The 19,959-nt window shown below is 42.0% G+C and carries 18 protein-coding genes and 1 pseudogene; 8 read left to right on the forward strand and 11 right to left on the reverse strand.

The genetic code is table 11. From position 1 onward, the window contains the following. Positions 1-302 precede the first annotated feature (302 nt). The gene (locus tag F6K52_RS04090; protein WP_364415969.1) at positions 303-2,621 is read right to left on the reverse strand and encodes a tetratricopeptide repeat protein; all 2,319 of its coding nucleotides are present in this window, start codon (positions 2,619-2,621) and stop codon (positions 303-305) included. Next, positions 2,622-3,062, reverse strand: coding sequence for a hypothetical protein (locus F6K52_RS04095; protein ID WP_293074408.1), 441 nt, complete (start codon positions 3,060-3,062; stop codon positions 2,622-2,624). 165 nt (positions 3,063-3,227) lie between these two features. Here F6K52_RS04095 and F6K52_RS04100 point away from each other — a divergent pair, with 165 nt between their 5' ends. Together F6K52_RS04100 and F6K52_RS04105 are read left to right on the forward strand one after the other, a co-directional pair. Next, positions 3,228-3,503 carry a hypothetical protein gene (locus tag F6K52_RS04100; protein WP_293074411.1) on the forward strand — a complete coding sequence of 92 codons (276 nt, stop codon included), beginning with the start codon at positions 3,228-3,230 and terminating at the stop codon, positions 3,501-3,503. Between the two features lie 246 nt (positions 3,504-3,749). Then, positions 3,750-4,004 carry a hypothetical protein gene (locus tag F6K52_RS04105; protein ID WP_293074414.1) on the forward strand — a complete coding sequence of 85 codons (255 nt, stop codon included), beginning with the start codon at positions 3,750-3,752 and terminating at the stop codon, positions 4,002-4,004. A gap of 349 nt (positions 4,005-4,353) precedes the next feature. On the opposite strand, the gene F6K52_RS04110 is transcribed toward F6K52_RS04105, so the two are convergent. The 7 genes from F6K52_RS04110 to F6K52_RS04140 all read right to left on the reverse strand — a co-directional run bounded on the left by F6K52_RS04110 (position 4,354) and on the right by F6K52_RS04140 (position 10,529). Beyond that, positions 4,354-4,584, reverse strand: a complete 231-nt coding sequence (locus tag F6K52_RS04110) for a hypothetical protein (RefSeq protein WP_293074417.1) — start codon at positions 4,582-4,584, stop codon at positions 4,354-4,356. A gap of 92 nt (positions 4,585-4,676) precedes the next feature. Then, complete coding sequence (locus F6K52_RS04115) at positions 4,677-5,039, reverse strand: four helix bundle protein (RefSeq protein ID WP_293074420.1); 363 nt, start codon at positions 5,037-5,039, stop codon at positions 4,677-4,679. 161 nt (positions 5,040-5,200) lie between these two features. Then, on the reverse strand, positions 5,201-7,063 hold the full coding sequence (locus F6K52_RS04120) for a glycosyltransferase family 39 protein (RefSeq protein ID WP_293074423.1): 1,863 nt from the start codon (positions 7,061-7,063) through the stop codon (positions 5,201-5,203). A 263-nt stretch (positions 7,064-7,326) separates the two neighbouring features. Continuing rightward, on the reverse strand, positions 7,327-7,473 hold the full coding sequence (locus F6K52_RS04125; RefSeq protein WP_293074426.1) for a hypothetical protein: 147 nt from the start codon (positions 7,471-7,473) through the stop codon (positions 7,327-7,329). Next, positions 7,470-8,108, reverse strand: a complete 639-nt coding sequence (locus F6K52_RS04130; RefSeq protein WP_293074428.1) for a hypothetical protein — start codon at positions 8,106-8,108, stop codon at positions 7,470-7,472. The genes F6K52_RS04125 and F6K52_RS04130 overlap by 4 nt, the downstream gene beginning before the upstream one ends. Beyond that, positions 8,095-9,537, reverse strand: a complete 1,443-nt coding sequence (locus F6K52_RS04135; protein WP_293074431.1) for a protein kinase — start codon at positions 9,535-9,537, stop codon at positions 8,095-8,097. Before F6K52_RS04135 ends, F6K52_RS04130 begins: the two co-directional genes overlap by 14 nt. A gap of 74 nt (positions 9,538-9,611) precedes the next feature. After that, complete coding sequence (locus F6K52_RS04140) at positions 9,612-10,529, reverse strand: branched-chain amino acid transaminase (RefSeq protein ID WP_293074433.1); 918 nt, start codon at positions 10,527-10,529, stop codon at positions 9,612-9,614. A gap of 287 nt (positions 10,530-10,816) precedes the next feature. On the opposite strand from F6K52_RS04140, the gene F6K52_RS04145 reads away from it, so the two are divergent. Together F6K52_RS04145 and F6K52_RS04150 are read left to right on the forward strand one after the other, a co-directional pair. After that, on the forward strand, positions 10,817-11,401 hold the full coding sequence (locus F6K52_RS04145; RefSeq protein ID WP_293074435.1) for an FHA domain-containing protein: 585 nt from the start codon (positions 10,817-10,819) through the stop codon (positions 11,399-11,401). A 65-nt stretch (positions 11,402-11,466) separates the two neighbouring features. Continuing rightward, positions 11,467-13,491, forward strand: a complete 2,025-nt coding sequence (locus tag F6K52_RS04150; RefSeq protein ID WP_293074438.1) for a mechanosensitive ion channel domain-containing protein — start codon at positions 11,467-11,469, stop codon at positions 13,489-13,491. A gap of 187 nt (positions 13,492-13,678) precedes the next feature. Here F6K52_RS04150 and F6K52_RS04155 read toward each other — a convergent pair whose 3' ends face one another. Then, positions 13,679-14,182: a pentapeptide repeat-containing protein gene (locus F6K52_RS04155; protein WP_293074441.1), complete on the reverse strand. Its 504-nt coding sequence runs from the start codon at positions 14,180-14,182 to the stop codon at positions 13,679-13,681. 457 nt (positions 14,183-14,639) lie between these two features. On the opposite strand from F6K52_RS04155, the gene F6K52_RS04160 reads away from it, so the two are divergent. Beyond that, complete coding sequence (locus tag F6K52_RS04160; protein ID WP_293074444.1) at positions 14,640-14,765, forward strand: hypothetical protein; 126 nt, start codon at positions 14,640-14,642, stop codon at positions 14,763-14,765. Positions 14,766-14,859: 94 nt separating this feature from the next. Here the strand turns inward: F6K52_RS04160 and F6K52_RS04165 are convergent, their stop codons facing one another. Continuing rightward, positions 14,860-17,940 carry a DUF4407 domain-containing protein gene (locus tag F6K52_RS04165; RefSeq protein ID WP_293074447.1) on the reverse strand — a complete coding sequence of 1,027 codons (3,081 nt, stop codon included), beginning with the start codon at positions 17,938-17,940 and terminating at the stop codon, positions 14,860-14,862. A gap of 78 nt (positions 17,941-18,018) precedes the next feature. On the opposite strand from F6K52_RS04165, the gene F6K52_RS04170 reads away from it, so the two are divergent. The 3 genes and pseudogenes from F6K52_RS04170 to F6K52_RS04180 all read left to right on the forward strand — a co-directional run. Then, on the forward strand, positions 18,019-18,180 hold the full coding sequence (locus F6K52_RS04170; protein ID WP_293074451.1) for a hypothetical protein: 162 nt from the start codon (positions 18,019-18,021) through the stop codon (positions 18,178-18,180). A 750-nt stretch (positions 18,181-18,930) separates the two neighbouring features. Next, complete coding sequence (locus tag F6K52_RS04175) at positions 18,931-19,086, forward strand: hypothetical protein (protein ID WP_293074454.1); 156 nt, start codon at positions 18,931-18,933, stop codon at positions 19,084-19,086. Between the two features lie 436 nt (positions 19,087-19,522). Next, a pseudogene (locus F6K52_RS04180) lies at positions 19,523-19,959 on the forward strand (glycosyltransferase family 2 protein); the annotation flags it as partial.

Raw genomic sequence — 19,959 nt, forward strand, 5'->3', positions numbered from 1 at the left:
GAAAAATGTTGAGTATTGACGGAATAATATTGTTGAGTTACGTGAAATAGAGTGTGGGAGGTGTGGGGTGTAGGGTGTGGGGTGTGGGGTGTGGGAATAAGATAGGGTAATTTTCCATTATAGCGCTATTGTTTCGTTGTTGGGTTGAGAATGCGATCGCGTAGCGTGGCCTACGGCCAATCGCATCCTGTCAATTACAATTCGTTTTGATCACTGATCAGCAGTTATTACTGAATCGCTGGTGATCAGTGATCAAAAAATCGCGCAAACTCACCCAATTTATTCCGAATATACCTCAAAACTTAGGTATTATTAAGGATATCGTGCAAAATTTGGAGACTATTACGAAACTTTACAGTGTGAGGATGATCTGACCCTAACTTCTTTTCTGCAATCTCCAAAGCCTGGACATAGAGCGGTTCTGCCTGATGGTAAAGTCCCTGAGTATAGTAGAGTCGAGCCAGGTTGTGGAGACTGCTGGCCACATCGGGATGGTTGTGACCCAGCAGCTGCTTTGTCATCTCCAAAGCTTGTTGATAGAGGGGTTCTGCCTGATAGTAGCGTCCCATTGACCAGTAGAGATTTGCCAGGTTGTTGAGACTGATGGCCACATCGGGATGGTCTTGACCCAGCCGCTGCTTCAACAGCTCCAAAGCCTGTTGATAAAGGGGTTCGGCCTGGTGATAGCGCCCCATTGACCAGTAGAGTGCACCCAGGTTGTTGAGACTGGTGGCCACATGGGGATGGTGTTGACCCAGCCGCTGCTTTCTGATCTCCAAAGCCTGTTGATAAAGGGATTCGGTCTGGTCATAGCGCCCCATTGACTTGTAGAGTGCACCCAGGTTGTTGAGACTGGTGGCCACACGGGGATGGTATTGACCCAGCCGCTGCTTTCTGATCTCCAAAGCCTGTTGAAAGAGGGGTTCGGCCTCATCATAGCGCCCCATTGACTGGTAGAGTAAACCCAGATTGTTGAGACTGGTAGCCACATCGGGATGGTTCTGACCCACCAGCTGCTTTCTGATCTCCAAAGCCTGTTGTAAGAGGGGTTCGGCCTCATCATAGTGCCCCATTGAATTGTAGAGTAAACCCAGATTGTTAAGACTGGTGGCCACATCGGGATGGTTCTGACCCAGCAGCTCCTTTCTGATCTCCAATGCCTTTTGAGAGAGGGGTTTGGCCTGGTCATAGCGCCCCATTAACCAGTAGAGTAAACCCAGGTTATTGAAACTTCGGGCTACATCGGTATGTTCCTCACCCAGGCGGCTTCTAGTTATCTCTAAACATTTCTCATACCAAGGTTCAGCCTGGTCATAGATACCTTGATCGTCATAGAATTTTCCTAAGACAGTTAAGAGGGATGGTAAATCTTCATCCCTGAGCCAGTTAGTTAGGACTGTGGCAGCTTCGGCTAAATGAGGGATGCTGAGATTAACTACTGCAATCTGATCTTGAGTTGGTGTCTCAGGAATTTCCTGGGCTACAGCCACCATTGCCTGACAAAAGCTTTGCTTGTAGCTATCGGCCTCTGGTAATTGATCGAGTTTGGTCTGGAAAAATTCTCGAATTAGTTGATGGACTTGATAGGTTTGTTTTTCGGTCAGTTTCAAGAGATTACGATTGACCAGAAAGCGATCGCGTAATTCTTCTAATTCTTCTTGTTCTTCTTCCCATTCCTCCTCATCGTCCGTTTCGATAACACAAGACTCTACCAGTGACCACTCAAAAGGAGCTTGAGCAAACAGACTCAGACGACATCCCAACTGCTGGGCTTCTGGAAAATCTTTCAAATCTTCCCAGGATAAGTCAAAGGCTGCTGCGACTCCCAACTGGGCTGTCACTTGCCCTTGTTCTTCTTGAGAAAGTAATGCCTTTGCTGCTAATTTCTTTTTCTCTAAACGTTTCTGAACTTTAGCAATGGTTAAACTCGGATGTAGATCTAAATATCGTCCTACTAACTCCAAGCCCAAAGGTAAATAACCCAACCATTCACATAGGGCTTCTGCTTCGTTTAGTTCGTTATCAATGCGCTCTTTTCCAACAAGCGATCGCAATAATTCCAATGCTGCACCAGGTGCTGCTTTTGGCGAAAGTACATCCAAGTCAATTCGTTGGTACGAAGCTCCTGGACGCTGACGACTGGTAACCAGTACTTTGAAGCGGGATTGGGCTGGAGGCAAATAGGGTTCAATTTTATCTTTATAGTCCTTCCCGAAAGAAGGAACATCATCGAGCACAATCAATACTGTTCCTTCTGGCCAATTTCTCCAGCAGTGTTCTACCTGTTGTTCGTTTAACTTTAGTTTATCGGGAATGGTTAATCCTAATTTAGTACGGGCAAAACTGACAATCTGAGTCCCGAGATCTACACCGCGCACTGGAAACCAGCACAACCCACCAGGATACTTATCCTGATATCTAAGTGCATATTGTAGAGCTAACTCAGTTTTGCCCACACCACCCATTCCAGCAATGGCACAAATCACTAATCGATCCGTCTCTTGAAATTCCCGACGGAGCTGCTCAAGTTGATCTTCCCTACCAACAAAGTAGGGAGTGCCACGATTAATAATGTTACTGGGGGGATTTAACTTTGTCCGTTCCCGGTCGGACGACTCCAGCTAATCAGACCCTTGATGAATATGTATCTCTTGACCAAAATAATTAGTACCACCCTCAATATTGTCAATATTGTTTTGTAAACCTTTACCGTTGTCATTAACATTCATAGTCTTGCTGCTGTTGTCGTGTATCTTACCAGTATGAATTTCTTGAGCGATTGCCTGAATTTCTTTAGCAAACTCTGGTTGTTCATTCATGATCACTTTCAAGTAATCAGCCACTCGTTCTAAATCACTCGAAGAGCCTTTTTCAACTGCCGTCAGAGCATTTTCAGCTTTATAATTATCCCGTAACTTGTCCCAGATCATTTTACGGAGTTCTTCCATCTTGGCGATTGCCGCTGTGGTGAAATGTTTGGCTAACTCCCCAGCTCCAGATTCCAGAAACTTCTTGAAAGCCAGAGTAGCGATCTCTGCTGCTGAAAGTATTGCTAGTGCCATAAGCCAATAGAATCAAGCTGCTGTCTACTAACCAAGGTATACAATACTAAGTCTAACAAACAGTTCTAAAAACGGATTAAATTTTAATAAAAAATAAGAAGCAATTAAATTGTTTTCAAATAAAATAACCGATTAAATTGTTTTCAAAGAATCTCAAAGAGTGTTTTGATCAACAGATATGCTCAGGATAGCATTTTCCACGAGATCATTAACCCTAATATAGTCACACCAAAAACTCCTCACTACTCTTGCCTCTTCCATTTACTCGTAAAAAAAACGCGATTATTTGAAAAAGACGCTACGCGATTGAACGTAGGTCAGACTAAGCGAACCCATTCCAAAATTCCCCTCTTTTCCCTGTTCCCTGTTCCCTGTTCCCTGTTCCCTAAAAAAAACGGGAACGCTAACATTTTTTTTGTGAATTTTACTTTGGCTGTTTGACCTTATGGTGCGTTACGTGGCGGACTATACCAAGGCTGGCGCTTGAGCAAAAAATTAGGGCAATTCCGCCCCTAACACACCCTACGCAACTGTTCCCAATTCTTAATTCTTAATTCTCAATTTTTAATTCTTAATTCTGTACATTTTCTTTCAATACCCCCTCAGAAAATAAATTCTAAAACCCCTTGACAATAATAAATATAATCGTTATGATTATATTATAAACTTCAAACAAAGGTTTTAACGATGACTGAAGAGTTTATCCCAAACGAAAACAACAATCCTGAAGAGATTACTCCCGCTAATACTCCTCAGGAACCTTCTCCAAAAAAATACCCAGTTAAGCACATTCTGACAGGATCACGTAAAGCCATAATAAAGACAATGCAAACCCTATATGCGCTGCGTTACGCGGAAATCTCCGAGTGGAGCCCCCTTCAGCCCACTGGCATCCCAGGAGAATTCATCACCATAATGACCAAATACCTGATTATCGATTAAACTAATTTAGGGGGGGTAACCCCCCTGACCGAAACATTAGGTCTCATGACATGGGATTGTGTTTAGGTTTGGTTGAAAAATTGTAGTCATCATTAAAACCTCTAGCCGTGGAAATTATTTCTGCGGCTATTTTTTTTGGGAAGTTTAAGGTTGTTCGCGTAGCGTGGCCAAAGGCCAAGGTTATTAAGGTTGAAGTTTAGGATGTTGTTCGCGTAGCGTGGCCTTTTGGCCAAGGTTGAAGGTTAGGATGTTGAATTGAGTACTAAGAATGTAGAATCCAGACGGTAGAATCCAGACGGTAGAATCCAGACAGTATAATTCTCAATTCTCAATTCTTAATTCTTAATTCTTAATTCTTAATTCTCCCTGTTTCGTTTACTCGATAAGCTTTAGCGGAAGCTCTCAACCAAATGAATGCTCCGGTAGCAAATGGAATTAGTAGGAAAAGAGTACCAAATGTCAGGGGATGTTCTCTGACATAGGAGCTGTAAACCATCACTGCTATTGCTGAGCCACAATAAATTAATCCACATAGGGGAATAGCAATCACTAGTAAAGCAAATTTAGTATCTTTATCCATGGTATAGCGGTTTTTAAGCTAGTAAAGTACAATTTTTTTGGTTTTAGGGAGCAGGGAGCAGGGAGCAGGGAGCAGGGAAGGAGAAACAGAAGTCATTGTTCTAGCTTTTTAATAAGAGCAATAATCATTCGACTTTCTTCTTTAAGTAAAGAAACAATTACTTCTATATCTGTTTGCTTAGATAAGCCTACTCTAGAAGATAAAATAAGATGTGTTTCTAATTCGTTAATTGAGCCTTGGGCAATATTAAGAAATCTGATGTACTCAGCGGTTGACCTTCTCCCATATCCTTCTGCTATGTTAGCCGGAATAGATACCGCAGCTCTCCTAATTTGTTGAACCATACCATATAATTCGTCTTTAGGGAAAAATTTAGTTAATAAATAACACTTTTCGGCTATATCCATGCCTTTTTGCCAAATTATTAAGTCTTTAAAATTATTAATATATGACATTTATAAACTTATTGATTTTTACAGTATAGTGTTTACGGCGGTTTGCATAACTATCAGGTGCACAGGATTGTTTTCCGTCTTATGACTTCCCTCTTCACTGCTCCCTGCTCCCTGCTCCCTGCTCCCTAAAAATCTAGCTCACCTAACTGAAACCCCTATATTCAGCTTTCCCCAACACATCGATAAAGCTTATAACTATACTGACCAGCCCACTTAGAGCGCTTTTCTCGAAAACATTGCTGAGACTCTAGGTCAACTTTGGTACGGAAATTAACTAACCATAAATCTAGTGGTCGTGGCAATTCATTTAATTGTTGTTGTAATTGTTGGACAGCATCCTCGTAACTGGAACTATTCCGGTCACGACCTACTAAGAAAAATTGGGGAAAATCCCTGGAATTATCATTAGAACCATTAGCAACAGTCAGACCTTTCAATCCCCAAGCTAATCCCATCATGCGCCCGGTCTGTCCATGGTGTTTGTAGGTCGTTGCGATCGCAAGCGGTGCTTCACTTGCTTCCTTAAGAATAGACACTAGTAGATCCGGGCGCTCGTTTTGAAGATAACCAAGATTCGAGACTGTCACTAATCCACCCAACAGCCCAATCAACCATACCGCTACCACTATCCTTTTGCCAAAGTAAGACTTATAGCTGTTTTCATCCCGATCAAGTACATAGGATTTTCTTCTACTTTCCTGTGTTCCCCTCCTGGGAGGGGTTAGGGGTGGGTTCCTGCTCCCTGCTCCCTGCTCCCTGTTCCCTGTTCCCTGTTCCCTGTTCCCTGCTTGTGCAACAAGTCTAATCTGATTCCAACAACCACCTAAGCTTGCTGCCACCAACAGGATCACTCCTGGAAAGTAGACGAAGTGAAAACGGGGGGCTGTGCTTAAATCTATACCGAAACCCCAGGTCAAGACTAAACATAACCCAATTGCTGCTAAGACATACTCCCTTAGGATTGTGATAACGGAACGGTTATGGTGATCGAGTTGCTGTAATTTCAGTCCATAGCGGAGATGGGATACTATCCAAACCACTAGGATTAAGGTAACTATACCGGAAACAATAATAATTCCTAGGGATAGGTCATAGAAAGAAGAAGGTAGCAGTAACACCATACTGAACAGCCATAGTAAAAATCGTCCTATGGGTTCAATCCATCGTGCGATCGCATTTTGGCTATAAATCCATTGGGTAGGGGGACTATCATGAATCGTTTGTAAGGCCGGTATCCACACTAAACATCCCGCTAAGGAACCCATAGCTACTCCATAAATTCCCCACCAGTAAGGTTTGATCAAAGCTAGTCGGTCTTGCTGAGTTTCTCGCCAAGCTTGTCCCAATAATGCGATCGCTTCCGCACCTAAAGTCAGGATAAAGAAATAATGGGTAGCAATGCCCAGACTATTCACTCCCACCCACCCTAACCCTAGCCAACTGGGCAACCGTTCACCACAGTCGATTAACTCTACCGCTTTCACCAAGCAACCGAGAGATGCTATCACTAGCACAATAGCCAGAGTATAATGACGAGCCTGTTGAGCTAGGAAAATCCCGAAAGGGGAAACAGCCATCATTGCTGCTGCTATGTGACCTACCAATAGTGAGCGAAAGGCCAGCCGACCTAGGCAAAAGATAGCAGGAATCGAGATTACTCCCAATAAAGCAGAAAGCGATCGCACTGCCCAAATCGAAACTATACCATCCTCTAATGGGAATAGTTTTAGCCACAGATGGGTCAGAGCAAAATAAACTGGGGGATGGGTACTTTCCGTTAATAAATAATGAATAACATTACTAATGCCAGCATCAGGAGACGGTTGTAGTGGGCTTAATAGGGTGTCTACTCCCATAAACTGATTCAGAGGTAACGAGTAAAAACTGTTACCCAAGCTAAATACTGTTGTCGCACATTCATCAGTCCAAGGAGGTAAAACCCCTAAACCAGCAAAGCGCAGCAAAGTCCCAATCGTAATCCACAGCAGCAATAATAAAACAGTTTGGGATTTTTTTAAGTACATATAGGGAAGGGAACAGGGAATCGGGAGTAGGGAATCGGGAATCGGGAATCGGGAATCGAGAATCGGGAATGATTTAGGTTATTTTTTTGAAGGTTTTAGCAATTTATCTTACTTATTTTTTCAACGTTTATTGCTTGATTAAGCATGTAAATTACAATGCCTTTAAATTTTAATCAGTTCTAAATCAACAAGTTACATAGCATTTTTAATATTTATAATTTACCTATAAAATTATTAAGCTAATCAGCATTGAAAGTTTAGATCTATCCACTGCTTAAAAAGCCTTCAATTGCTCTCCCCATCTCCCCATCTCCCCATCTCCCCATCTCCCCATCTCCCCACACTTCCCTCTCTCCCTGTTCCCTGTTCCCTGTTCCCTGTTCCCTGTTCCCTGTTCCCTGTTCCCTCAACGACGAAATAAGCGTAAAATTATCCACATTACCAGAGTAGCGATCGCACCAGTGAGAATACTCCAGGCAAAAGCTGGTGTCATCATAAAGATAGTATTATTTTCAGGGGGTTGTTGTTTAACTAGGACAGTCGCAGTAATGCTACTGGTTGCTACTCCCACGCCAGCCAGAGCAATGCTTTGGTGTAAGCTACGATTACTCTGGGTTTGGTAAGTTTGGGTCATGCCATCTACTGTCCGAATCATATTTTCTAGTAAGGTTAAACCAGACTTTAATCTGCCATGCTCCATCTCCACTTGTTGCAGATATTGGCTAGCTGCTAAATCCCTAAATTCTTCGAGAATGTGCCAATCACCCCGTTGATCAACCTGTTTTAGTTTAGTCAATCGTTGTTGGTAATGTTCGATATTGGTTTTAATGGTTTGGGCTTGGGAATCGAGAATACCTAAATTAGTAGCATAACGAGACAATAGAGTGAGGTTATTGCTTAGTATTTCTCGTAACTTTACTGTATTTTGAGATAACATACTGATCTCAGCAATACTAGTGTTAACTGAAACTAGATCAGCTTTCAATTCTGCTAGTGGTGTGTTAATTTCACCATAAGCCCAAAGAATTTTGTTACGATAATACAATAGGTAAATTAAATCTATATAAATGCCAGTAATGGTGTCTATTATAGAGGCTATAACAACGACCCCAATGAGCTTCTGCTAAATTTGAGTTGCTTGCGATCGCTTTTTCGTAAGTCATCAGTGCTTGCTGGTATTTTTCTGCTTGCCGCAAGCTATCCCCTTGGCTGTTTAATTCTATTGCAGTTGGTTGTGTTTCCGGGTCGGATGGCGATTTCGCAGCTGATTCGGTATCCGATTCGGGAATAGTTTTTTGGACTGAGCTGGTAGTAGTACTTTCAGGGGTGTTGCTAACTACGGCTGGGGTTGCAGGTTTTGACTCAGAGCTGGTGGTCGAACTTTCGGCAACGGTATCGCTAATGTTATCAGTAATGTTGTCAGTTTGAGTGACAGGTTTGGGAACTAGAAAAGTCTTAGTAGCGATCACAGAAATACCGATACCCATCCCTGCTAAGACAGTAATCATCAACCAAGGCTTCATTAACCATCTTCGGATGATCTCTGATCTGGCCTGGGTTTGTGCTGATGTTGCTGAAAAAGAAACAGTCTCTTCCGGAACTGTAGCAGACATAGCTATTGTTGGTGCAGCAGTTAGCCTCTGAACTGCTGCCAACGCTTCTACTGCCGTCGGGTAGCGGTCACGGAAATCATAGCGCACCATACAGTCGAGGATATCCGCTAATTCTGAGTTAACTTGGGTGTTAAGTTGGATGCGATTGCGCCAGTTGATTTCCCCTGTTTCGGAGTTTTCTTTTAGTAACTTGGGATGAATTCCGGTTAATGCCTGGATACCTACCATCCCCACCGCATAGATATCGCTGCTAAAACGGGGATTGCCACCGAACTGTTCTTTGGGGGTGTAGCCATAACTGCCAATCGCAATGGTTTTGGTTTGCCCCGTTTCGGGATCGATAATCTGGGTGCTAGCTTGCTTAACTGCCCCAAAGTCAATCATGACTATTCTATTATCCTTGCGGCGGCGAATCAGGTTTGGGGGTTTGATATCACGATGGATCACACGTTGCTCATGGACAAATACTAGGACTTGTAGGATGTCTTGCAACAGAGCAATCACTCGATTTGATTCCCAAGGCTGACTGATTTCTTGGTTGAGGGGTTGTCCATCAATAAATTCTTGGGCCAGATAAAACTCGTGATTTTCCTCAAAATGCGCCAGCAACTGGGGGATCTGATCGTGGGTACCCAGCTGGTAGAGGACTTGGGCTTCTCGCTCAAATAGGCCTTTGGAAATTTCCAAACACTCAGGATCCGTCACCTGAGGTTTGAGCTGTTTAATCACACATTGGGGAGTTCCTGGCAAGTGCAAGTCCTGTGCCAGAAACGTTTCACCAAAGCCACCTGCTCCCAGCTTGCTGATAATTTTGTAGCGACCGCCTAAGGGCTTTGCGGAATTTAGCAGTTCATTGTTCATGGTTTAGCTTTGATTATACTCGCTATCCCAGAAGTCGCTACAGGTTTACAGGGTTCTATAAGCCGGAGTTTAATTTAACTATCAATTTTAACCGTAGACACCCAGTCTTTGTATTTCGGTTCCCGATTTTCGGTAATTGCTGCTAGCATTTCCTTTAGCTTTTCGGTTATTGGTCTGTTTTGAGATAAATGATAGTTTTCAATTCGTTTAACTGGGGTGATCTTTGCCGCTGTCCCACTCAGAAATACTTCATCCGCAATAAATAGTTCTGATTTATCCACTGGTCGTTGTATAGTTGGCAAGCCCATGTCTTTAGCAAGGGTCAGAATACTATCCCGAGTAATTCCTTCTAGGATATCCTGATCGAATCCAGGGGTAATTAGCTGCCCATTTCTGACTATAAAGATATTCATCCCAGAAGCTTCCGATACTTTCCCCTCAGAATTCATCAAAATTGCTTCATCAAAGCCAGACTCTACTGCTTCTGTTTTTGCCAAGGAAGAGGTAATATAAGCCCCACTAATTTTACCTCTCAAGGGTAAACTTTGGTCTTGTTGTCGATGCCATGAACTAATCCGACAGTTAACTCCCTTAGGAGATAAAAAATCACCTAATTCTAATCCATACACAAAAAAGTCTTTGTCAATCTTATGGAGTCTCGGGGAAATTCCTAAATCTGACGTGTAGACAAAAGGGCGGATATAAAACGGTGTAGTTGGTTTATTTTGTTTTATAAAATCAATGATAATAGTCTTGATTTTATCAGCAGGTAAATTGTAGTTTAATAACCGGGCACTATTACTTAGCCGTTGGCAATGGCGGTCTAACCGAAACAGTAAACATTGCTGTGGGTTTTTCGGGTCAGGGAGAGAGCGTAATCCGCCAAAAGCTCCAGTGCCGTAGTGTAAGGCATGGGTAGCAATGGAAATTTTGGCGTCAGCAAAAGGGACAAACTTGTTCTGAAAGTAAGCAATGGGCAAAAAATCAGGCATAGTTAAAATCAGTGCTTCAAGATTAATTTATCTCAGTTTAACGAGAGGCTGACAGCATGGTCTCCATGGCATAAGCGCCTTGTTGTCACCCCCTCAGGGGGAACTGGCTCCTACCCATGACCTACCCAAAACCCCACACCCGACACCCTATCTAATTTTCACTCTTGTTGTCAGCCCCTGAGCACCGCTGGCCATGGTTGACAATAAATTTTTCATGTGCTAAGCAAAACTCAGCACTGACCTACTCAGCACTGATCCACGATGTTCTAGTTAGCAGGAGTGAAATCTTGGCTGAACCTATTTATGTTCAATTGACCTGGGAAGACCCAGAAACCGGCGAGTTAAAGAAACCTGTTCTGAGACCGCCCATTGCTGTTGGTCGAGAAAAGGACCATTTGCCAGAACAGTTAGCAGGTCAATCTGTGTCTCATCTGGTACTTCTTGACAAAGAAATTTCCCGCTATCACGCCCTGATCACAGTGGCTAATACCCAACTCTATATTACTGACCGCAGCGCCAACGGCACATTTATTAACGGGCGACAGATTCGCTCTGGTATTCAACCTTTTTCAAGCAAGGACACCCTGCGGATTGGTCCTTACAAGATTACAGCGACCTTGAAACGGGAAAATGACCTGAACGCCACTGCACAGAACTTTGACCAGACGAGTCTATTAGGTGAGAAAAGTGTCTCCAACTCTCTGCCCAAGAATAAACCTATGGTTTGGTTGATTGGCTTAGTGGTACTTTTAATAATGGGAGTCGGCACGTGGGTCGTGGTCAGCGGTCTGCTGGAAGGGTTAAAACCGGAGATGCAAGACGAGGACAACGATTCCTCTACACATCTAGAACGGTTAGTCGTCAACAGCTAGTTAGCTCAATCTTAACCATGAGATTCTAATGTTATCGAAAATAGAACCTAAATGGAACGTAACCTATGGAATCTCTTCTGAATGTTCGATTTTCCATTAACCCTTTCCCAAGGGTTAGGTTTCAGCGTTCCTTGGGATTGGTTTTGCTAGGTGTACTTACCCTACTGCTCACCCTATTACCATGCTCTACCTTAGCACAGGAATCTTTGGCAAATGGCACTAAGAAAGCTCCTGTGGTAGTGGATGGTATTGAATTATTTCAAGTGGGCAACGCTGGCAACTTTAGCGCTACTGAGCGAGCCAATCTGATCAATCAGCGCTTAGCAAGGGAGGTGAAATCCCCACAAAAACCTAAGTATGTGGACATTGAATATGTCGGGCAAAACGAGGGGATTCTTCGTACCAAGTTTACCGAGCGCATTCTGGTCACCATTACCAAGGCCGATCAAATTCCTGATACTGATCCTCTTGAGCAAGCCCAGAAATGGGAGAAGCTGATTGAAAGGGCAATCCGGCAGGGCAAACGACAGCGGATGCCAGATTATAGTCGTCAGGCAGTAAGGTTTACAGCCATAGTGCAGGTGTTGTTAATGCTGTTGTACTTGCTGTTACGCTTCTTCAGGCAATTTGCCTTGCGGAAACTGACCTCTTGGCTAGGGAATCCGGCTTCGCCTTTTTTCCCTTGGCATGACCCAGCCAAATTATTTCTGGGGGCAGCCCTGTTAGGTTTACAGCTTATCCTGTGGACTACAGCGATCTTAACCATTAGTGACCTATTTCCCCAAGTTCGCAGTTGGCGTTATGACCTGTTAAACTTCCTCAAGTCTCCTGTCATTGGTGCAGGAGAAAGCAAGTATTCTGCTATCCAAGTGCTGCTGTTGGTGGTATTAACCGTTGTGCTATGGTTTGTGGTTAGTGCCCTCACCAGGCTATTGAGGCGTTACGTCTTGGGCAAAAGTGGCGCTGATTCAGGGGTGCAAGAGGTTATTGCTATCCTGACCCAGTATGTCCTGACATTTTTGGGCATGATTATCATACTGCAAAGTTCTGGGTTGGATTTGAGTTCCCTAACCATTTTTGCCAGTGTCTTAGGGGTAGGAATTGGCTTCGGTGTGCAAAATATTGCTAACAACTTTATCAGTGGCTTAATTATCACCCTAGAGCGACCGATTCAACTGGGGGATTTTATTAAAGTCAACGATTTGGTGGGAACTGTGCAGCGCATTGGTTCCCGCAGTACAGAAATTTGCACCTTGGATAAAGTGACAATAATTGTGCCCAATGCCCGGTTTTTAGAAACTGAGGTGATTAACTGGAGTCACGGTAACCCGATTTCCCGGCTCAAGATTCCTGTAGGAGTGGCTTACGGATCTGATGTGGAGCAGGTCAAGAAGGCACTGTTGGCAGCTGCCAAGAGTCACCCGGAAGTGTTACTGAGGCCCTATCCCCAAGTTTGGTTTCAGGAATTTGGTGAGAGTTCCCTCAACTTTGAGCTGTTGGTCTGGACTGGAGACCCCAAGCGGCAGCCTAAAATCAAAAGTGACTTGAACTACCGGATTGAGAAAAGTCTGCGTCGCCATGATATCCATATACCATTTCCTCAACGGGACCTCCATGTGCGATCGCCTCAGTTAGAGAAATTGCTCACGGCTTGGCTGGGGGAGCGTCAGCCAAAACCGCCAGAAAACCAACTCTATATTCCTAATGGATATCAGTCTGAGCGGCCCACCCAAGATGCTTTAGTTTCAGGTTTCCTAGAGCCGATGGATGAAGTAGATCTAGATTCTTACCCTACGGCTCCTTTGCAAGAGGATATGGTAACACTAGACATTGAAACCTTGGTCGAGGAAATGCGTCAACCAGGAGGATTGGATATTAAAGACCGTCGCTATCGTCTCAATAGCTATGGATGCTGTTTTGTTGGCTCAGAAGCCGTAGATTGGTTGGTAAAACGGTGTAATTCTACTCGGGAAGACGCAGTAACTGTTGGACAGATACTAATTAATAGAGGTATTATTCATCATGTCGCAGATGATCATCCTTTCCGGGATGATTATTTGTTTTACCGTTTTTATTTAGATGAGAATTAATTTAAGTATTCAGCTTAAGCGCTACGCGCACGCGTGCGCGTTCAGCTATTAGCTTATGCGCGCACTTATCACAGGCTAGAAGCCTGTGCCACGCAAACTACGGTAACAGGCAAAGGCCAACGGCTGACCACTGACGGCTGACGGCTGACAGCTGACGGCTGACAGCTGAATACTTAGATTAATTTCATTAACATCCTAAAGAATCGCGAGTATCAACACCAGTTATAGTATTAGTACCAGAAGCTTTTTTGCATAGCTCCTGGTCTTGGTTATAATCCAAAATTACAAAGGTGAAGTCAGCGCCAGTAATATCTGCACCCTTAAATTTAGATTTCAATATCATTGCCTCTTCAAACACTGCATCGGTTAAGTCTGCTTCCTTGAAAGTAGATCCATTAATGAATGCAAAGGTAAAATCTGCTCCATGTAGGTTAGCATTCGTGAAATCAACTTTGGTAATGTTGGCACCTATAAACTTAGCCTTGCTCAAGTTGGCTGACTGTAAATTGACATTGCTAAAAACATTCTCACTAAAGTCTTCACCGGATTTATCCTGACCGCTTAGATCCTTGTTTTCATAGGTAGCGTTAATGGTGGCAGCGCTTTGGGCTTGGGCTGGCAGAGGCAACACTAGAATAGTTAGTGCTAGTAGAAAGGCTGCCAGGTGTAAAAAGTACTTACCGTACTTCATGAATTGCTCTAATCCTCCTGTTGATTAAACGTTGCTGACAAGGGTAACTATATCAATTTTTGTAGGAGTTGTGAATAGGGCACTATAGGGCAATTTTCAGCAAGGTTTGAGGGACATTGTTTATAGTTTTAAGGCAATAGGCAATAGGCAATAGGCAATAGGCAATAGGCAATAGGCAATAGCGATGCTTCAGAAAGTAGTATACTAAGATTACGTAATTTTTTTGGGAAGCGATTGACCTTGGCCTAAAGGCCACGCTAGGCGAATGGTCACGCTACGCGATGCTCGGTAGGAGCCGCTACGGGAACGCAAAAAAATAGACTTTACTGAGTAAAAATACTTGTTTAATCAATAGGAGTAGAGTGGGCATCCTGCCCGCGCGGAAATAAGGAGGAAACTGGCAAGATGCCAGTTCCACGCAAGATGCCCGCGCGAAAATAAGCATGAAACTGGCAAGATGCCAGTTCCACGCAAGATGCCAGTTCCACGCAAGATGCCAGTTCCAGGGCAAGATGCCCATTTTACAGGTGCGACCCAAGGGGGATTTACTCGCCCATGGGAAAGGGCACCTAAAAACTCTTAAAATCATTCCATTATTAAGCAACGCCTACTTTTTCAGTATCCTTGAACAACATATTGTCAGTGAATTGCAAACCGCTGTATTTTGGTTTTATAATTTACTCTTCAAACTCCTTAATTGTTTTCATGTATTTTTTTGATGCTCCTTCAGATAATTGAAGTCTTTGTTCTTTTTTAATGCGAAAATATTCATTATAAACTTCCTGACTTTCTTTCTGCTCAAGTAAATAATCATAAGGACCTTTACCAGACAAAAGTTTAACTAATATAGGTGAGATTTCAATAGTGACGAATAAGGCAGTTATTAGCCAATTAATATTACGAATATTCGGATCGTCTTTAGATAACTCTTCTAAAGCAACAAGACGAGCTAAGAAGCCATAGGATTTTTTGTCAATTTTTTCTTGATTCAGTTGTTCTAAGTTACTCTCTGGTGACTGCAAAATAAGATTACGTTCTTTAAGCTTATCTATTTTATCCTCTTTCTCCTTAACTTTATTATCTAATTCAATAAATTTTTGTTTGATCTCATCTGCATAGTTTCGTTTGTCTTGATAAACAATTCCTTTTCCAAGTTGGCCTGTTCCCTGTGTACCTTCTGCTTCTGCATTAGCCGCATATTCTGCATTTTGCCATTCATTTTTGTACTTATTTTTTTCTATATTTAAGGCTTGAATTTCTTGCTCTAGGTCTTTTATTGGTTCGGTAAGTTCTTCTTTGGATAGTTCATTTTTATCTTGTTCTATTTTCTGGTTAATTTCTTTTTCAAAGAGCCTCAACTCAAGGGGTTTAGCAACCACAAAGCTTAACAATAATGCTATTAACAATCGAAGACTTGTTGCTGCAATAAATGGCAAATTTAAATTTAAGTCCGTTTCTTTTCTCTTAGAGCTTAAAATTAAAAAACGATCTAAGTTAAAAACTATAAAACTCCAAAACGTTCCTCCTAGACAAGAAGCTGCTACAGAACCAAATACTGTAAAAAGAGCATAACCACCGGAAAAAATAGCCGTTGTTGATGTTAGCAGAACCGTGGTACCAATTGCTGTATATTTATATCGTTCTGTCAAACATTCTTTTTGTGCCAAAATGTGATGATCTGCACCAGCACACCATAGCAAAAATTTTTCTAGTGAATTTAAATTATCGTTAATTGTTGGAGTCTGTATTAGGTGTTGAAGTTCAGCTGGTAAGCCAATTTCGTTTATAAAAGTACCAACCCCTTCAACACCATAAGTATTCAGAGCACTTTTGATATATTCTGTAGCTCTTTCCTGAATTTGCTCCCGTTGTTGTAAGAAGTCTAAAGCATTATAGTCTTGAGCGGAATTACGGAAGTAATTACCAACCATCGATGCTAAGACCCTATTCACAAGGTTTTTAATAGAGCTATATTTAACCGCACCCTTAGACAAGGGGCTAAGAACTCCTCCTTCTTCCTCAACTTGCTGAAAACTATGAGCATTTGGTGAACCCACACGAGAGATCATTTTAGGAGAATTGTTGGGAGCAATATTAATAACCTGGGTGACTTCAAGATTCAAAATAAAGCCATCTTTTGAGCGAAGCTTTAATGTGTTCAAATTAGAATCATAGTTGGTTGCTGGTTTATCTCTATTCGTCCAGTCCAAAGTTATTTCATGGGCAGGAACTATTACTATATTTTTAACTCTTGTATTGATAGGATGTGTTCCCGCTTCTATTGGTATGTTTTGAATCCCTTTATACCCAATTGGAACGATATTAAACTGAGAACCATAAGTATTTTGCTCTTGATTGGCGTGGCTATTCTTACCAACATTGGAGATTAAAACTCCAACTGTTCCAGTTTTAATATTAGTTAAAGGAACTTGTTCAACTTCCACAAACCAAGGATTTAAACTCCAAAAACCTTCTTCGATAAATTCTTCTTGTAAACCTCGATAGCCACTTTTGTCAATAAACTCCTGTGGCTCCTGAAACTTATTATGTCCCTCAATAACTGGTCCTGCAATCTCCCCTCTTGGTAAGGGCTTACCATCAAAAGTAGTAACAATACCAATTTTACCTGATTCAACTCTGTAAACTTTTAATTGTTCTGGTTTCAGTCCATATTGCTTGGCATTGTCAGTAGTAACTACTGTAAATATTTCAGTGTTTATTCTATAGGAACCTTCAGTAAGAATTGTGCGCTGTTTACCTTGTTGACCACCGTTGTTGACAAAGGCTTCAGCATTCTGAAAATTATCGCAATCTACAGCTTTACCTAGTATTTGTCCTGGTGGTAGTTCAGCACCATCTTGAGCAATAACTAGCCCTATCTCCCCTGAGCGAATATTAATTACTGGGACATTATTAACTTTAAACAACTCTGTATTAATGTAGTGAGTTCCAGGAGGAATAATTCCTAATTGGTTCCCTTGTTGACCGCCGTTTTTGATAAATGCTTCAGCGTCCTGAAAAGTGTCACATTCAACAACTTTACCAAAGTTCTGACCAAGTGGAAGTGGCTGACCATCCCTTGCTTCCACTAACCCTACTTCATTAACTCCAATTTTGATAAGTTCAACTCTCTTAATTTTGAAAAGTTCTGTATTAATTGCGTATTTGCCAGTAGTAATAATCTTTAACTGTTGTCCCCTATATCCCCCATTATCAATAAATGCTTGAGCGTCTTCAAAATTGTTGCATTCAACAGCATCACCAAAGGTTTTTCCAATCGGAAGTGGCTTGCCATCTTTCGCTTCTACTAAGCCAATTTCATAGTCATTAATATGAATAATTTTCCTGATTTCAACAGAAAAAAGTTGAGTATTAATCCGATAAATACCATTTCTTAAAATGCCTAACTGCCTACCCCGTTGACCACCATTTTTGATAAAAGCACGACCATCTTGAAAGTCATCACATTCTTCGATAACTTTCCCAAAAATTTTACCTGTGGCAAGAGAAGCACCATCGTTGGCGGTTACTAATCCAATTTCATCTTTATCAATATGTATAGCCATTTGTTTAACAACTTTATAGCTCAAAGGAGAGTGGAAATGTCTTCCAGGACCAAGAGTATCAACCTGCCAACCCATTTCTCCATTAAGAGCGATTTGACGATTAGATGGTAAAGGACTACCAAACTTTTTATAGACAATTCCAACCTCATCTTGAGAGATTACATAAACGCCAGGTGCCCGATCAATTGCCATAAGAAAAACTCCAATTAGATTAACTAGTTAATAATCAAAATCATACTATTTCGCTACCTTAATTCTTATTATTTTAACGTGAGTTTGACGAACTGGACAAAGGTGAAAGAGGGAGCATGTCACTTATGCAGCAACATTAGTACTAAATTTAGAGAATGGGGAATGGGGAATGGGGAATGGGGAATGGGGAATGGGGAATGGGGAATGGGGAATGGGGAATGGGGAATGGGTAATGGGTAATAGGTATAGCAGTCGCCAGGGCAGTTAGGACATGACAAAAGTCTCAAACCTAAGTAAGCGCAAGAGTTTGACTTCTGACTTCTGACTTCTGACTTCTGACTTCTGCTGTAATAGGGGGAGCATCTCACAATAGCCGAGTATTTTTACTTTTTCTATAGCCCTCTCATGGGTAATTGCTTGCTAATCATGGTAAATAGTTGATCTGTTTTGCAACTAATACTTGCTCATATCTCGCATTTTTGTTGTTTTGTCAAGTAGTTCATGTGTTCGCCAAATTTGACCTGCTCCCGATCCATCCGATGACAATAGCGATGTTTCAATAAGTAGTATATAAGTTACGGAATTCTGTTGGGACGCGATTGACCTGGGCCTTTAGGCCACGCTACGGGAATGGTCACGCTACGCTCCGGAAGCGATGCTCGGTACGAGCCGCTACGCGAACGCATTCTGGGGCACTTCCGGTACATGGAAAAACAGACTTGAGCAGTTACATCGAAGCGATCAGGCAAGCATACCCATTCTCAGCCAGGGTAAACCCCTCGAAATTTGTCTCAAAAGTTACAGCTAAAAGGGAAACCGCCGTAAAAAGATTTGGTCGATTTTTAGAAAGGGGTTTTGACAACCGGATTTGGGCTCATATAGTAAATAGGTTAGTTTTCAGTATAAGTTATAACATACTTTTGTAACATTTACTGATATAGGGCTGTCATATCCTGCATGTTTGGCTCTACTACCTATACGACATTGAGTTTGAACAAAAATCTAGGAATTTTACATGAGGTTTTACATGAGGTTTTACATGAGGTTTATGAGGTTTTACATGAGTTTTATGAGGTTTTACATGAGGTTTATGAGGTTTTACATGAGGTTTATGAGGTTTTAGATGAGGTTTTACATGAGGTTTGACATGAGTTTTATGAGGTTTTACATGAGTTTTATGAGGTTTTAGATGAGGTTTGACATGAGGTTTTACATGAGGTTTTACATGAGGTTTATAAGTTGACAAACACTTTGAATTAGATTTAATATATTGAAGCAAGTTAAATTTCCTTGGTTTAATACAATTAGGAGTTGTGAAACAGATAAAAAAAATCATGCCCTGGCATCTATAGTAAGTACTAAATAATCAGCTATCAGCTGTTACCTTGTTATCATTTTGCTCAAACCGGGGTGCCGATTAATGGCAAGCTCTATGAGCTATACCAAGAATCAGAAAAGGTGGAAGAATACCGCCAATCCCAAGGTAAGCTAGATGTATGTGAAGGTTGCACAGTTTGGTGTTATTTGATTCCCAGCTTCTTTATGGGTGTGGACAAATATTGGTGGTTGAATCAAGTTACCTATGCCAGCGAATTTCTGGCCCGAAAACGATTCTTACAACGAGCTTGACCCACTCAATTCTCTGTTGTCAGACGTTGATTTAACAGAGGATCTGGAGACGGAGGTGGAGACAACTACTTTATCTCTACCATCCCGGTTTCAAGGTCGTAGACGCAAGGCCGCTCTAGTTCTCACAATGGTTTGGAGCGGTACTATTGCCTTGAATTTACTTTCTTGGGGCTCCTTGTTTGTATTGGGGCTGACTACAATTATGGGTATTCATGCCTTGGTGATAGTTTTTGCTAAACCCAGGGAAAAAATTTCCCAGATCCAGGGTGATTATCCCTATGTATCCGTGTTGGTGGCGGCAAAAAATGAGGAAGCTGTCATCGGCAATTTGGTGGAAAATCTTTGTAATTTAAAATATCCAGATGGAAAATATGAAGTCTGGATTGTTGA

It is taken from the genome of Moorena sp. SIO3H5, from assembly GCF_010692395.1.
Classification (GTDB): Bacteria; Cyanobacteriota; Cyanobacteriia; order Cyanobacteriales; family Coleofasciculaceae; genus Moorena.

What these genes read in the sequence shown, in the direction of transcription:
- F6K52_RS04095 (WP_293074408.1), bottom strand. Translation starts at nt 3,062, where the DNA reads ATGGCACTAGCAATACTTTCAGCAGCAGAGATCGCTACTCTGGCTTTC.
- F6K52_RS04105 (WP_293074414.1), top strand. Translation starts at nt 3,750, where the DNA reads ATGACTGAAGAGTTTATCCCAAACGAAAACAACAATCCTGAAGAGATT.
- F6K52_RS04110 (WP_293074417.1), bottom strand. Translation starts at nt 4,584, where the DNA reads ATGGATAAAGATACTAAATTTGCTTTACTAGTGATTGCTATTCCCCTA.
- F6K52_RS04115 (WP_293074420.1), bottom strand. Translation starts at nt 5,039, where the DNA reads ATGTCATATATTAATAATTTTAAAGACTTAATAATTTGGCAAAAAGGC.
- F6K52_RS04120 (WP_293074423.1), bottom strand. Translation starts at nt 7,063, where the DNA reads ATGTACTTAAAAAAATCCCAAACTGTTTTATTATTGCTGCTGTGGATT.
- F6K52_RS04135 (WP_293074431.1), bottom strand. Translation starts at nt 9,537, where the DNA reads ATGAACAATGAACTGCTAAATTCCGCAAAGCCCTTAGGCGGTCGCTAC.
- F6K52_RS04140 (WP_293074433.1), bottom strand. Translation starts at nt 10,529, where the DNA reads ATGCCTGATTTTTTGCCCATTGCTTACTTTCAGAACAAGTTTGTCCCT.
- F6K52_RS04150 (WP_293074438.1), top strand. Translation starts at nt 11,467, where the DNA reads ATGGAATCTCTTCTGAATGTTCGATTTTCCATTAACCCTTTCCCAAGG.
- F6K52_RS04155 (WP_293074441.1), bottom strand. Translation starts at nt 14,182, where the DNA reads ATGAAGTACGGTAAGTACTTTTTACACCTGGCAGCCTTTCTACTAGCA.
- F6K52_RS04160 (WP_293074444.1), top strand. Translation starts at nt 14,640, where the DNA reads ATGCCAGTTCCACGCAAGATGCCAGTTCCACGCAAGATGCCAGTTCCA.
- F6K52_RS04165 (WP_293074447.1), bottom strand. Translation starts at nt 17,940, where the DNA reads ATGGCAATTGATCGGGCACCTGGCGTTTATGTAATCTCTCAAGATGAG.